Here is a 13,808-nt window from a genome sequence, read left to right on the forward strand (position 1 = left end):
GAAAACTTGGGGGACAATTTGGGGACAATTATCTAAATTTGGGCAAAATAAAAAACACTAGAATGTAGTGTTATCAATGGTTTCTGGTGCACCCAGGGAGATTCGAACTCCCGGCCTCTGGATTCGAAGTCCATCACTCTATCCAGCTGAGCTATGGGTGCTCATACTATTTAATTATAAATATGAAAATGGAGCGGGTGAAGAGAATCGAACTCTCATAACTAGCTTGGAAGGCTAGCACTCTACCATTGAGTTACACCCGCATATCTTTATTAAATTAAATGGTCGGGGTGACAGGGATTGAACCTGCGACCTCATGGTCCCAAACCACGCGCGCTCCCATCTGCGCCACACCCCGCTATTAAATTGAATTTGTGGTGCGTCATCGGGGACTCGAACCCCGGGCAACCTGATTAAGAGTCAGATGCTCTACCAACTGAGCTAATAACGCTAGTCATGGTGCGTCTTAAGGGATTCGAACCCCCGGCACACGGCTTAGAAGGCCGTTGCTCTATCCAACTGAGCTAAAGACGCATATTGGAGCGGGTGAAGAGAATCGAACTCTCATAACTAGCTTGGAAGGCTAGCACTCTACCATTGAGTTACACCCGCAATTTATTTGGAGCGGAAGACGAGATTCGAACTCGCGACGTTCACCTTGGCAAGGTGACGCTCTACCACTGAGCCACTCCCGCATATATAAAAGTTGTACTTATTATTACAAATGGTGCAGGTGAAGGGAGTCGAACCCCCACGCCGTAAAGCGCTAGATCCTAAGTCTAGTGCGTCTGCCAATTCCGCCACACCTGCATAGACTAATGTAATAATTTTAAATTAAAATGGTGGCTTACCGGGGAATCGAACCCCGGGCAACATGATTAAAAGTCATGTGCTCTACCAACTGAGCTAGTAAACCATTTTGGCTGGGATGGCAGGATTTGAACCTACGAATGATGGAGTCAAAGTCCATTGCCTTACCACTTGGCTACACCCCAACAGTGGGGTGAACGATGGGGCTCGAACCCACGACAACCAGAACCACAATCTGGCGCTCTACCAACTGAACTACGTTCACCACATCTTGGTGCGCCATCGGGGACTCGAACCCCGGGCAACCTGATTAAGAGTCAGATGCTCTACCAACTGAGCTAATGGCGCTTATGGTGCGTCTTAAGGGATTCGAACCCCCGGCACACGGCTTAGAAGGCCGTTGCTCTATCCAACTGAGCTAAAGACGCACGCTTGGAGCGGGTGAAGAGAATCGAACTCTCATAACTAGCTTGGAAGGCTAGCACTCTACCATTGAGTTACACCCGCATAATCTTTCATGTCAAATAAAAAGAATTCACTATTTTATTTCTTCCTTACATTTAACTAAGCTCTATCTTAATTAAATGGTCGGGGTGACAGGGATTGAACCTGCGACCTCATGGTCCCAAACCACGCGCGCTCCCATCTGCGCCACACCCCGCTATTAAGAAATCATCTTGTTTATCTTGAAATCTTTTTTGTAACTCCTGACAACATCAATTATTTTACACGATATATTCTAATTCGTCAATACCCTATTTTACTTTTTTTTATTTTTATTTATAATTCTATGATATCTGGCCTTATAATTTTATCATTTATGCTTATGATAGCAGCGCTTTTCAGCCCATTTCTAGGCAAAGACGGGCTTCCTGGATTAACAAAGTATATACCATCCTCATAGGCTATTTCAGATACATGAGTATGCCCAAATAGGACTATATCTGCCTCTTCCTCTAAAGCCCTATATCTTAACCTAGACAAATCGTATTTAACATCATACCTATGCCCATGAGTTATTAAAAATTTTTTACCTTCTATGATTTCTATCCTTTCAGGAGGGACATCTAGAGTAAAGTCACAATTTCCTCTTACGTTTATAATGTTACCATGATAAAATTTCTCTATTTCTTTTACATCCTCTACATTGTCTCCAAGATGAATAATCAAATCCATATGATTTAATACCTGTATAACTTTTTTTACCACTTGCTTATATCTATGTGTATCACTTATTACTCCTATTTGCAAATTCTAAACCTCCTCCATAATGTCCCTCATTTGCTCCTCCAATTTTTTAAGCGCATTAGCCCTATGGCTTATAGAGTTTTTTATTTCATAGGGCAGCTCTCCAAAGGTTTTTTGATATTCGGGCACATAAAACAGCGGATCATAGCCAAATTTATTATTTCCTCTCTCTTCATCACATATCATACCCTTTACTTCGCCTTCAACTCTAAATGTCCTTTCTGAATCAACTATAAGTACTAGTGCACATACAAACTTTGCTTCTCTATCTTGCAATTTCATGCCTTCTAAAAGGTTTAACAGCTTTTCGTTGTTTTTTTTGTCATTTCCATGTTCCCCTGCAAACCTTGCAGAGTACACTCCTGGCGCCCCATTTAGTCCTTTAACCATTAATCCTGAATCATCTGCAAGAACCATACACTTATCCTGCAGCATATGGTATATAGTACTGGCTTTCTTATAGGCATTTTCTGAAAATGTTTCTCCATCCTCTAAGATATCCACATTTAAATTCATGTCCTTCATAGACAAAACTTCTATAGGATATTTAGAGAGTATTTGTTTAATTTCTCTTATCTTATTATAATTATTGCTTGCCACTACTAGTTTCTTCATTACTTTCCTCCTGTACCTATCCATAGAGAATCCATTTTTAAACTCTCTTTTTGTGCACGAATCATATTGTTTATTCCTTTTTCACCTAAACGTAAAAATTCTTGCAAGTCCTCTCTTGTAAATGGGCTTTGTTCTCCAGTACCCTGTATTTCAACAAACTCTCCTGAATCCGTCATTACTATGTTCATATCTACTTGAGCTCTTGAATCTTCTAAATAACATAAATCAAGCATTCTCACATTATTTACTATTCCCACACTTATAGCACTGACAAAGTCTCTTATAGGATAAACTGTAAAAGGGGTACGTTTATGAAGTTTATTTACAGCATCTACTAGTGCTACAAAAGCTCCTGATATAGAAGCAGTTCTAGTTCCTCCATCTGCTTGAATTACATCACAGTCAATCCATATAGTTTTTTCTCCCATAGCTTTCAAGTCCACTACAGACCTAAGTGCTCTTCCTATTATTCTTTGTATTTCCATTGTCCTTCCATCAATTTTTCCTTTGGTTATATCTCTAATTTTTCTAACTTGAGTAGCCCTAGGCAGCATATTGTATTCACATGTAATCCATCCTTCTCCTTTTCCTTTTAGGAAAGGAGGTACTCTATCTTCTATAGAAGCAGTACATATTACCTTTGTATCTCCTGTTTCTATAAGTACTGATCCTTCTGCATATTTTGTATAATCTCTTGTTATTTTTATAGGTCTAATTTGATCATATTTTCTACCATCAATTCTCATACTTTACCTCCAAAATCAAAACTATATTACTAATTATACATCAATTATTTCAACTTTTCCTCTAGTACAAATAACTCATCTCTTTTAGGTGGTACAACTTCTTTTTCAAATTCATCACAAACCAATATTCCCTTTTCTCTGGTAATTTTACCTATGATATATGCATTAATATTTTGGCTTTTCAAAAATTTAATGAGTTTATTTCCATCCTTTGTAGTAATGAGCATACTTCCTGAAGATATAAACCTCAAAGGGTCAACTGCGTACTTACTACATATCTTTTCTGTTATTTTAGTAATTGGCATCTTATTTTTATATACTTTAAATCCCACTTTACTTGCCTTGGCAACTTCCCACAATGCTCCTAGTACTCCACCTTCAGTTATGTCGTGCATAGAATTTACTCCTAATTTTGCTGATAAAATTCCTTCTTTTACCACACTTATATATTTTATATAATCTTTTGCTTCTTTTATTTCCTCAGGGGTAAGTATATTCTTTAATTTATCCTCGTAATCATTTACTACAATACTAGTTCCTTCCAGGCACAAATGTTTTGTTACCAGTATATCGTCCCCTTCTTTTGCACCCGAAGTAGCTACAGCTTCTCCACTTTTTCCTTTTCCTATTACAGTACAGGATATTACCATTTTATTTACAGCTCTTGTTATTTCCGTATGCCCACCTAAAATTTCCACATTTATCTTTTCTGTTTCCTCACTGATTTCTTCCATAATTCTTCTTATGTCTTCTAAAGAACTACTTTCTGGAGCTAAAATCGTAACTAAAATTCCAACAGGCTTGACTCCACAAGATGCTATATCATTACAATTTATATGAACTGCAAGCTTTCCACTGTTCACACTAGCCCCTGTAATAGGATCTGTAGACATGACACATTCCATGTCACCAAAATTAACTACACTACAGTCCTCTCCTATACCGCTTCTTATTCTCACATCTTCTCGTACTACTTTCCTATTTTCATCTATTATAGTTTTTAAATCTTCCCAATTTAATTTTCCAGCTTTCATAAAAATTCCTTCTTTCTAAAAATAAACAAGCACTATTTTACATCTCACCTCATATTATATATATAAGGATTAATTTATGGTAGGTGTGAATATTTTGAAATATATAGGACCTTTTTTGAGAATTAATAAGGTAAACCCGGCTAACATCAAAAATCAACTATTTTATTTATCAAAAGAATCTTTAAAGGAAATTGTACTGCACTCAGAATGCGGAGTTTCCACTCCAGTTAAAGAACTTGATATAAAAAACATACCCAACTTTGATATTAACACATTTAAAGGTGTTTCTCCACTTATATGTATTTATAGGAAAGCAAACCCTATTCTCATAAATATGGACAATGAGTTATGTTGGAACCAGGATAAATTTAAAAAAGAAATAAACATAGATAGCAATACACTTATGACTCTATGTTTACTGGAACTTTCTGATTACTATAATCTATTTAACAACATAGATAAAAGAAATTATAATTTAGGGCAACTGTACGAATCACTTTGTAAAAGTCAATTAAAATTTTATGCCCTGCACTTTAGAAATAATGAAGGTGTATTTACAGATAAAAAACTAGAAGACGGTTCCCTTATGGATGACTTAAAATTTGCAGATAAAAATAAAAAATTCAAATTTTCATCTCAGGCACTTTTAATGGCTGCCTACTACAAATGCAGTACTTTACTTGAAGGAGAGGAAAAGGAGGACTTTAGGAATTTTTCTTTTGACATTTTAAATATGCTTATAAAATTAAAAGAAGACTTGTATGATTTATCTTTTGAAGAACTTACAAAATTATGCTTTGGTCTTAATATATTCTACAGTTATTCCAAAGACTTGACCTGTAAAGATTTAATACTCGACATATCAGAGCTCATATTTGAAAAATTTTATTCTGACAACACCTTAGCTGAACCTTTAAGAGAAACAGATGTAGAAAATGATTCATTGAATTATATAAATTATATGCTTATATATAAGTACACAAATATTATAAAGTCTAAGGACAATGCTGACTTTATATTTAAAAGACTTTTAAAGTTGTATGATGCAGAAAAAGGATTATTTATTAAAAATACCTCCAAAAAAAACATTGAATTTACATGTTTGGAAATAATTCTATATCTTACAGTCTTTCTCATAGATGTAGATGTATATAAGGATAAAGACAAAAACAGTTTAATAGTACTTGACATATTTAAGCGTCAGCTTATAGACTCAGGTATAATTTTAAGTTGGCCTGATGCCCCTGATCTAAGTAGTGCAGAAAGGTACGAAAACTTTTCTCTTAAATCTGAAGATTTAAGAGAAGAACAAAATTTTAAAACAGATTCAATTCCATCACCTGAATCATGTGAGATAGCACCTGTTTTTACCAAATACGTAACTTACAGTAGAAAAAAGGAAAGTTTTAAATCTGTAAAAACTTCCTTTGACGCCTATAAAAATATGTCTATATTTTTTCTTGTAATACATCTTTTAAGTCCTAATATAGCACACTAGTAGTACAGCAACACTAAAAGTTTTTAAAAATATTTTTTAACATTTGGGACATAATAATATAACTACAGTACAAGCACTTCATAATTTAGCTTTAAAACTAAGTCTGCTTCTATAAGGTAGGTGATACCTAATGATGAATATTAATTGCTCGGAAAGTTGCATACACGAAAAGAACGGAAAATGTACCTTAGATCAAATTAATGCTATTACAAACCTTTCATCTTTAGAAACAAACTGTATATATTTTACTCCAAAAGAACAATTAAAAAGCGACTCAAACCAATTTACAAATTTCAATTCTAATTAGCAAAAGGGTCTCATATTTATGAGACCTTTTCAAGCCTTGCAAAAAGTACCATATGCCCTATCAATGAACATTTAAATAAGCTTTATCTAACTTTATATTTCCCAATTTATTAGTATAAATACCCTGTACATAGTCTTTTTCACTTATAATTACATTATTGAAATATAGAGGGATAATTGGCATGTCTTCCATCAACATATTTTCCATTTCCTTAAGTATTTCTATTCTTTTAGTTCCATCTTTCTCAAATGACCCATTCATAAATTTATTGTCAAATTGCACATTTCTATACCCATATAAATTATATTGGGATGTAGACCTCCACATATCCAAAAATGACATAGGATAATCATAGTATCCCTCGTATTTTATCTCTGCCATATCATAATCACCTTTTTTTAACTTCTCATTGAATTTAGAAGATTCATATCCTTCACACTTCACATTTATTCCAACAGTTTTTTTTATACTTTTACCTATGGTTTCACATATCTTTTTGTTTTCAACTGTGTCCAAATATATGAGTTTTAATGAAGTTTCTCCGTAACTAGGACTTACATTTTTCATCATATCAGAAGCCTTTTTTATATCTTCATTACCTTGAAAAAATACCTTATTTATATATTTACCATTCAGTCCATCTCCTGTATATCGAGGTATATAAGAGTCTGCCTCCAAAGCAGTGCTATTTAATATGTTTTTAACTATATTATCTCTATTAATAGAAGCAGCTACTGCCTTCCTAAAACTATTGTCATTTGCAATACCACTCCTTTTTAAATTAAAAGCTATCCCTTCCCCTTGAAGTAAAGGTGAAACTTTATATTTTGCCTTACCTTCTATAGTTTTTAATTCTCCTAAAGGAGGATCTGTGAACACATTTATTGTAGAACTTTGAAATGCAGCAAGTGCACTTTCCCTAGTTTTTAAAGAACTCAATGTTATACTATTACTTTTCACCTGTGACTTGTTCCAGTAATGAGAATTCTTCTTTAATGTAATCTCCCCGCTGTCAGATATATTGTTTATACAAAAACTTCCTGAATACATTATTGATCTATAGTCCTTTTTCCAATCTATGAGTTTAGAATCAATATTTCTAAGTGCATATATAGGCTGAGAGAGTATATTCAAAAAATAATTACAGGGATAATTTAATCTTATATTGAGTGTTTTATTATTCAAAGCAGTTATCGCTACATTGTTAAAATCACACTTGCCTTTTCTATAATCTTCTACTCCAAATATGCAATTTAGCTGATCTGAAAATATGTTATTTGTATTTTTATTTAAAATATCAGAAAAAAAGTTCACAAAGTCATCTGCAGTAATATCAGAACCATCACTCCACTTTCCATCTTTTCTTATTTTAAAAGTATAATTAGTTCCATCTTGACTTATATCCCAGCTTTCGGCAAGTGCAGGAACTATTTTTCCATTTTCATCACAATTCACAAGCCCTTCAAATGTGTTTGCAAGTATATCCTTTTCCCTTAAATTATTGGAATCAAGCATTATAAGATCTTCAGGTAACTTACCCAAATTATATATCACATTATTCTTATAATTATTGCTTTCAGTTTGCTCAACTTTCTTTTGCAAAGCTCCTCCAATTAAAGTTATAGAAACTATGGAAATTATGAGCATACCTAACATTATATAAATAAATTTCTTCATATATATCTCCTCATTCCCAATTCATAGGATACTATTTAAATTATTGTCACTTATTATAAAAATAAACAAATTAGACTGTATTATTTTTAATCCATGCTTTTTATGATATAATGTTCACGTACATTTAGATATAAGGAGTGTAAATATGATACTTGTATTAGAAATTTTAGGTATTTTAACTATGTGTACTATTATGTTTGTTTCAATTTGGGGATTTATAATTATGAAGAAAATGTTATCTCAATTAAAATATAGAAACTATTTAGTAGAAAAACTAACTCAATATATATATTTTTTGACAAAGAAAGATGGCAGCTCTTTAACTAAACCAGACAATAAGAAAAAGGAATAAGAAAGCTTTAAAATAGTTTTCTATTCCTTTATCTAGTTAGTTTTTATTAAATTCTCTATTTACAATGTCATTTACAATGTTAGGATTTGCCTTTCCCTTAGTTTCTTTCATAACTAAACCTATCATGAATTTAATAGCTCTTTTCTTACCATTTTTATAATCTTCTAATGGTTTAGGATTATCTTTCATAACCTTTTTTATTATCTTCAGGATTTCATCTTCACTGCTGTTTTGTAAAAGATTCCTCTTATCAATTATTTCTTCAGGTTTTGCACCACTTACAAACATTTCCTCCATTATTTCTTTACCTATATTATTAGAAATCATACCTAAATCTATAAATTTGATTAAACTTACTAGATCTTCCGGCTTAAATTTAAGTTTACTTAATGATACCGATCTTTCATTCATAAGCCTTGATATATCTCCCATAATCCAGTTAAAAGCAGCTTTAGGATTTTGGCTTAGCTTAGCAGTTTTCTCAAAGAAATCTGCTGCCCTCATATTTAATATTAGTACCTCAGCATCGTGTTTTGAGACATTGTACTCTTTAATAAATCTTTCAACTTTATCATAAGGAAGTTCAGGTATAGTTTTTCTTATTTTCTCTATCCATTCATTTGAAATATTTATAGCTGTTAAATCCCCTTCTGGAAAGTATCTATAATCTCTAGCTTGTTCTTTAGCCCTCATAACTTCAGTTTTATTCTTGGATTCATTCCATCTTCTGGTTTCTTGTATTATCTTTTCTCCAGATTCTACAGCCTTTACTTGCCTTAAATATTCATACTCAAAAGCTTTTTCAAGAGCTTTAAAAGAATTTACATTCTTTATTTCCACTTTCACACCAAATTTTCTACTGCCTTTAGGTCTTATAGATATATTACCATCACATCTTAAAGAACCTTGTTCCATCTTACAATTTGAAACTCCTATGGATCTCAAAATATTTTTTAACTTACGAAGATAACAGGTAGATTCCTCTGGGGTCCTTATATCTGGTTTGGACACTACCTCTATAAGAGGTACACCTGCCCTATTATAATTGATCAAGGTACCTGACTTTGTATGGATTAATTTTGCTGCGTCCTCTTCCATATGTATTCTTTCAATACCTATTTTCTTTTTTTTCCCCTCACTATTTTCTACCTCAATGTATCCATCGCTGCATAGAGGGAATCTGTGTTGAGTTATTTGATAATTCTTAGGGCAATCCGGGTAAAAATAATTTTTTCTATCCATTCTGCTCTTTTTATTTATTGAGCAATTAAGAGCAATTCCCGATTTTATGGTATACTCTATTACCTTTTTATTTATTCTAGGTAGCGCACCTGGAAGTGCAAGGCATATTGGACAAACATGACTATTGGGTTCTCCTCCAAATTCAGTGCTGCATCCACAATACATCTTAGTTTTTGTTGAAAGCTCTACATGAACTTCCAGACCAATTACCAATTCATATTCCATAATTTTTACACCTCACTAATTTGCGGACTCATTTTGTGCCAGTTAGTAGATTGTTCAAAACTATACGCTATATTAAAGATTGTGTCTTCTCTATAATAATTTGTCATAATTTGAAATCCTACTGGAAGTCCATCTACCATACCACACGGCACAGATATAGCCGGCATGCCGGATACATTAGCAGGGAGCACATAAACATCTGAAAGGTACATAGATAATGCATTCTTTTTCTTCTCGCCTATTTTAAATGCAGTAGTAGGTGAAGTAGGTGCTATAAGTGCATCAAATTCCTTCATGACTTCCTTAAATTGGTTTTTTATAAGGTTTCTAACTTTAAGTGCCTTTTCATAATACTCATCATAATAGCCTTTAGAAAGCATATATGTTCCTAACATTATTCTTCTCTTAACTTCCATTCCCAGTGCTTCACTTCTAGATTTAAAATATAAGTCCCTGTAGTCTTTAAAATTTTTTGATCTATACCCATATCTTATTCCGTCAAATCTAGCTAAGTTTGAGGAAACTTCAGCACTTGCAATTACATAATAAACTGCCATGGAGTACTTTACTAGTGGAATAGAACACTCTTTAACCTCAGCTCCATTTGTTTTTAGTACATCTACAGCTTCTTCTATGGATTTTCTAATTCTATCATCTAACCCATCCTCAAAATATTCTTTAGGTATACCTATCTTCATTCCTTTAATATCTTTAGTCAAACTTTTGCTATAATCTGGTACTTTCATATCTACTGTAGTAAAGTCATTTTTATCAGGTCCCGCTATACATTGGGTTAAACATGCACAATCTTCTATATCTGCTGACATAAGACCTATTTGGTCTAAAGTTGAAGCAAAAGCAACTGCTCCATACCTAGAAACTCTTCCGTAAGTTGGCTTTAAACCTACTACACCACACAGACATGCAGGCTGTCTTACAGAACCACCTGTATCCGTTCCAAGTGACATTACAGATTCACCAGCTGAAACTGAAACAGCTGATCCTCCTGAAGACCCTCCTGGAACTCTGCTTAAATCCCATGGATTTCTGGCTAACTTAAAAGCACTTTTTTCATTTGAAGATCCCATGGCAAATTCGTCCATATTTGCTTTCCCAATTATTATTCCATCCTCAGCCTCTATTCTTTTTATTACGCTAGCATCATAAGGAGATATGTATCCCTGAAGCATCTTTGAAGCACAAGAGTTTTGCATACCCTTAACACTTATATTGTCTTTTATAGAAACAGGTATTCCAAAAAGTCTTCCCATTTTTTCACCATGTTTTATTTTCTTATCCAAATCTTTTGCTCTTTTAAGTGCTCCCTCTTTTTCTACATATAAATAAGCTCCCAATGTAGTATCAAATTTGTCTATTCTATTTAAATATGAACTTACAATTTCCTCTACACTTATTTCCTTGTTTTCTAACATATTTCTAATTTCATGTGCAGTCAACTTCATAAAACCACCTCCTGTAAAATTATTCTATTACCTGGGGTACTACTATATATTCTTTAAGATTTTGTGGTGAATTATCCAGTACTTCTTTTATATCCATAGATTCTTCCACAATATCTTCTCTAAATTTATTTTCCATACAATATGGATTTATGGTTATATTCACACCATCTGTATCTAGTTCATTTAAGTTTTCCATATATTTAAACATTCTATCTAGTTCTTCTATGACTTCTTTTTCTTCTTCTTCATTAAATTCAAGTTTAGCAAGCTGGGCTACATATTTCATTTCTTCTTTTTTCACTCTCATAAATGCATCTCCTATTCACTTTTTATTAATGGAGTAAAAACTAAATAATTATTTTATTCCTCAAACCTATTTTGTACAAAAACGGATAGTCTTAGCTATCCGTTTTCAACAGAATAAATATGATAAACCTCATTGCATTTTTGTTATATTTTATATCATCTTAGTTGATATATCAATATCATAAAAAAATCTTATGCACTTTTGTTCCTTGAAACAGACACTAACTTTTTAAATATTTCAAGCATTTGATCGCTATTACCTGAAAGTCCCTCCGGATGCCATTGAACACCCAAAATGAAATTATCCTTTATTTTCTCTATGGATTCTATTACACCATCTTTGGCTACTGCACCAACCTTAAATCCCTTTGCTAAATCTTTTATACCTTGATGATGAAAACTATTTACCATGGATTTTTCTCCAAGTATTGGATACAATATGCTATCTTTTTTTACAAGTATAGTATGCCCTGTAAAGGCTCTACTGGAATCTTGAGAATGTTTAATATAAAATCCATCTTTATCATCAAGATCTTGATATAATGTTCCTCCAAAATATACATTTATTACTTGTAATCCTCTGCAAATGCCAAGTATAGGCTTTTTCAAGCTGCATGCTGCCTTAATGAGCTTAAAATTAAAATTATCCAGCTCATATGAAGTGAATCCCTGAGCCTTTCTAGGTTCTTCTCCATATAATATGGGATTCACATCATATCCACCAGAAATAATTATTCCATCAACTCTTTTTACTTGATCAAAAATATACTCTTCATTTTCAATCACAGGAAGTATTATAGGTGAGGCCCCAGCCGAAGTTACAGATGAAACATAATCACTATTCACATATGTCCTTTTCATGCCAGGAACTGGTCCACCTTCCATTGCTAATATATTACCTGATATTCCGATAATTGTATTCATATCTTTTCCTCCATGAAAACTATTTTAAATTCAATATAATTTTTATAATATCTTTAATTTTTAAGCATTCACATTTTTAGATAAATTGTTTACTTTATAATGCTTCATTATAAAATAAATAGGTGCACAAATGACTAAGGCACCAAGTCCCCAAATCAATTGTTTAGGAGTAGCCTTTGTCAAAATCCATATACTTGCTGCCACAGCTAGTATCGGAAGTACTGGTCCAAATGGAACTCTAAATGTTGATTTTTCATTTGGTCTCTTTTTTCTAAGCATAATAATTGCAAGACATGTAGGTATGTATTGGGTAAACCTTGATACAACACTTATTGCAGCAAGCTGTATAAAGCTTCCCGTTAAAACCAAAGGAATTGCAACACAAACTGTTATTATAATTGCTACATACGGTGTGCCAAACCTGCTTTTTTTTCTTATTACTTTTGGAAGCACTCCTCCTTCAGATAATGCAACAGCAGATCTTGGGGTATTAAAAGAACAGCTAATATTTATTCCTAATATGGAAATAATAGTTCCAATAGTAACTAAAATTTTACCTAATGGTCCTAAAAAAACTTTTGCCGCATCAGCTACAGGTGTCGAAGACTGAGCAAGTTGTGTTCCTAATATTCCAATAGATACAACTTGTATGAGTACATAAATAGTAGACGCTAAAACCATAGTAATTATTATTGCAATAGGTAAATTTTTCTTTGGGTTGTCCATATCTTCAGCTGCAACTGCAATAGTTTCAAATCCAGTAAAAGCATAAAATACAACTATGAGTGTTGAACCTAAAGCAGATGAATTTATAGGTACAGTTGAAATATAATTACCACCTTTTATAAAAAATATTCCAATTGCTATAAAAAGTATAAGAGGCAATAATTTAGCAATAGTTGCAATATTATTAAGATACTTTACTATTTCTATACCTAAAATATTAATTATGCCTAATCCTAATATTATTGAAATAGCTATTATATTTTTCATCATTCCATGTGCAACTTGAGGCCATATTGCCCCCAATGCTGTTGGAAATGCCACTGCCATAGTAGCCCATGCTACAATGCTTACAATCCACTTCATTACTCCAACTTCAAAACCTGCAAAATTGCCGAAAGCTTCTTTTGCATAAATATATGGTCCTCCTGCTTTATCAAACAATCCCGCAGCCTCAGCAAAGCAAAGACTCATGGATAATACAAGAATCATATCTATAACATAAGCCCCTATGCTTTTAGAACCCATTACAGCATAAGCTTTACCTGGAAGTAAAAAAATACCAGAACCTATTACGCCATTAATTCCAAGCAATACAATACTCCAAAATCCAAACTTTTTTGTGTTATTCATTTCGT

General features: G+C 33.0%; 13 protein-coding genes and 15 tRNA genes. 3 read left to right on the forward strand and 25 right to left on the reverse strand.

Features of this window, described 5'->3' with window-relative positions:
• Positions 1 to 84: 84 nt before the first annotated feature.
• The 19 genes from DMR38_RS18300 to DMR38_RS18390 all read right to left on the reverse strand — a co-directional run bounded on the left by DMR38_RS18300 (position 85) and on the right by DMR38_RS18390 (position 4,453).
• A tRNA-Arg gene (locus DMR38_RS18300) sits at positions 85 to 161 on the reverse strand.
• A 28-nt stretch (positions 162 to 189) separates the two neighbouring features.
• Positions 190 to 263 (reverse strand) — tRNA-Gly (locus DMR38_RS18305).
• A 19-nt stretch (positions 264 to 282) separates the two neighbouring features.
• A tRNA-Pro gene (locus DMR38_RS18310) sits at positions 283 to 358 on the reverse strand.
• 17 nt (positions 359 to 375) lie between these two features.
• Positions 376 to 451: transfer RNA gene (locus DMR38_RS18315), tRNA-Lys, on the reverse strand.
• Between the two features lie 6 nt (positions 452 to 457).
• A tRNA-Arg gene (locus DMR38_RS18320) sits at positions 458 to 534 on the reverse strand.
• A 4-nt stretch (positions 535 to 538) separates the two neighbouring features.
• Positions 539 to 612: transfer RNA gene (locus DMR38_RS18325), tRNA-Gly, on the reverse strand.
• 8 nt (positions 613 to 620) lie between these two features.
• Positions 621 to 695 (reverse strand) — tRNA-Gly (locus DMR38_RS18330).
• Between the two features lie 30 nt (positions 696 to 725).
• Positions 726 to 810: transfer RNA gene (locus tag DMR38_RS18335), tRNA-Leu, on the reverse strand.
• A 30-nt stretch (positions 811 to 840) separates the two neighbouring features.
• Positions 841 to 916: transfer RNA gene (locus DMR38_RS18340), tRNA-Lys, on the reverse strand.
• Positions 917 to 920: 4 nt separating this feature from the next.
• Positions 921 to 995 (reverse strand) — tRNA-Gln (locus DMR38_RS18345).
• A gap of 4 nt (positions 996 to 999) precedes the next feature.
• Positions 1,000 to 1,075 (reverse strand) — tRNA-His (locus tag DMR38_RS18350).
• A 7-nt stretch (positions 1,076 to 1,082) separates the two neighbouring features.
• Positions 1,083 to 1,158: transfer RNA gene (locus DMR38_RS18355), tRNA-Lys, on the reverse strand.
• A 3-nt stretch (positions 1,159 to 1,161) separates the two neighbouring features.
• Positions 1,162 to 1,238 (reverse strand) — tRNA-Arg (locus DMR38_RS18360).
• A gap of 5 nt (positions 1,239 to 1,243) precedes the next feature.
• Positions 1,244 to 1,317, reverse strand: a tRNA-Gly gene (locus tag DMR38_RS18365).
• A 78-nt stretch (positions 1,318 to 1,395) separates the two neighbouring features.
• Positions 1,396 to 1,471, reverse strand: a tRNA-Pro gene (locus DMR38_RS18370).
• A 119-nt stretch (positions 1,472 to 1,590) separates the two neighbouring features.
• The gene (locus DMR38_RS18375) at positions 1,591 to 2,061 is read right to left on the reverse strand and encodes a metallophosphoesterase (RefSeq protein ID WP_127722758.1); all 471 of its coding nucleotides are present in this window, start codon (positions 2,059 to 2,061) and stop codon (positions 1,591 to 1,593) included.
• Positions 2,062 to 2,064: 3 nt separating this feature from the next.
• Positions 2,065 to 2,673, reverse strand: a complete 609-nt coding sequence (locus tag DMR38_RS18380) for an XTP/dITP diphosphatase (RefSeq protein WP_127722760.1) — start codon at positions 2,671 to 2,673, stop codon at positions 2,065 to 2,067.
• The gene (rph, locus tag DMR38_RS18385) at positions 2,673 to 3,419 is read right to left on the reverse strand and encodes a ribonuclease PH (RefSeq protein ID WP_127722762.1); all 747 of its coding nucleotides are present in this window, start codon (positions 3,417 to 3,419) and stop codon (positions 2,673 to 2,675) included. Before rph ends, DMR38_RS18380 begins: the two co-directional genes overlap by 1 nt.
• Before the next feature lie 44 nt (positions 3,420 to 3,463).
• Positions 3,464 to 4,453, reverse strand: coding sequence for an AIR synthase family protein (locus DMR38_RS18390; protein ID WP_127722764.1), 990 nt, complete (start codon positions 4,451 to 4,453; stop codon positions 3,464 to 3,466).
• 85 nt (positions 4,454 to 4,538) lie between these two features.
• Here DMR38_RS18390 and DMR38_RS18395 point away from each other — a divergent pair, with 85 nt between their 5' ends.
• Positions 4,539 to 5,951 carry a hypothetical protein gene (locus DMR38_RS18395; RefSeq protein ID WP_243124607.1) on the forward strand — a complete coding sequence of 471 codons (1,413 nt, stop codon included), beginning with the start codon at positions 4,539 to 4,541 and terminating at the stop codon, positions 5,949 to 5,951.
• 130 nt (positions 5,952 to 6,081) lie between these two features.
• Positions 6,082 to 6,258: a hydroxymyristoyl-ACP dehydratase gene (locus DMR38_RS18400; RefSeq protein WP_127722768.1), complete on the forward strand. Its 177-nt coding sequence runs from the start codon at positions 6,082 to 6,084 to the stop codon at positions 6,256 to 6,258.
• Positions 6,259 to 6,318: 60 nt separating this feature from the next.
• On the opposite strand, the gene DMR38_RS18405 is transcribed toward DMR38_RS18400, so the two are convergent.
• The gene (locus DMR38_RS18405; RefSeq protein ID WP_127722769.1) at positions 6,319 to 7,935 is read right to left on the reverse strand and encodes a peptide ABC transporter substrate-binding protein; all 1,617 of its coding nucleotides are present in this window, start codon (positions 7,933 to 7,935) and stop codon (positions 6,319 to 6,321) included.
• Positions 7,936 to 8,080: 145 nt separating this feature from the next.
• Here DMR38_RS18405 and DMR38_RS18410 point away from each other — a divergent pair, with 145 nt between their 5' ends.
• Entirely contained in the window at positions 8,081 to 8,287 is a 207-nt protein-coding gene (locus DMR38_RS18410) for a hypothetical protein (protein WP_127722771.1), read from the forward strand.
• A gap of 36 nt (positions 8,288 to 8,323) precedes the next feature.
• On the opposite strand, the gene gatB is transcribed toward DMR38_RS18410, so the two are convergent.
• From gatB to DMR38_RS18435, 5 genes are all read right to left on the reverse strand, one after another.
• Positions 8,324 to 9,754 (reverse strand): Asp-tRNA(Asn)/Glu-tRNA(Gln) amidotransferase subunit GatB, encoded by a 1,431-nt coding sequence (gene gatB / locus DMR38_RS18415; RefSeq protein WP_127722773.1) that lies wholly within the window; start codon positions 9,752 to 9,754, stop codon positions 8,324 to 8,326.
• A gap of 5 nt (positions 9,755 to 9,759) precedes the next feature.
• The gene (gatA, locus tag DMR38_RS18420) at positions 9,760 to 11,217 is read right to left on the reverse strand and encodes an Asp-tRNA(Asn)/Glu-tRNA(Gln) amidotransferase subunit GatA (RefSeq protein ID WP_127722775.1); all 1,458 of its coding nucleotides are present in this window, start codon (positions 11,215 to 11,217) and stop codon (positions 9,760 to 9,762) included.
• A gap of 19 nt (positions 11,218 to 11,236) precedes the next feature.
• Positions 11,237 to 11,524, reverse strand: coding sequence for an Asp-tRNA(Asn)/Glu-tRNA(Gln) amidotransferase subunit GatC (gatC, locus tag DMR38_RS18425; RefSeq protein WP_127722777.1), 288 nt, complete (start codon positions 11,522 to 11,524; stop codon positions 11,237 to 11,239).
• A 191-nt stretch (positions 11,525 to 11,715) separates the two neighbouring features.
• Positions 11,716 to 12,447, reverse strand: a complete 732-nt coding sequence (locus DMR38_RS18430) for a gamma-glutamyl-gamma-aminobutyrate hydrolase family protein (RefSeq protein WP_127722779.1) — start codon at positions 12,445 to 12,447, stop codon at positions 11,716 to 11,718.
• A 60-nt stretch (positions 12,448 to 12,507) separates the two neighbouring features.
• On the reverse strand, positions 12,508 to 13,803 hold the full coding sequence (locus DMR38_RS18435; RefSeq protein WP_127722781.1) for an APC family permease: 1,296 nt from the start codon (positions 13,801 to 13,803) through the stop codon (positions 12,508 to 12,510).
• Positions 13,804 to 13,808 lie beyond the last annotated feature (5 nt).

Origin of the sequence: Clostridium sp. AWRP (assembly GCF_004006395.2) — a bacterium.
GTDB lineage: Bacteria > Bacillota > Clostridia > Clostridiales > Clostridiaceae > Clostridium_B.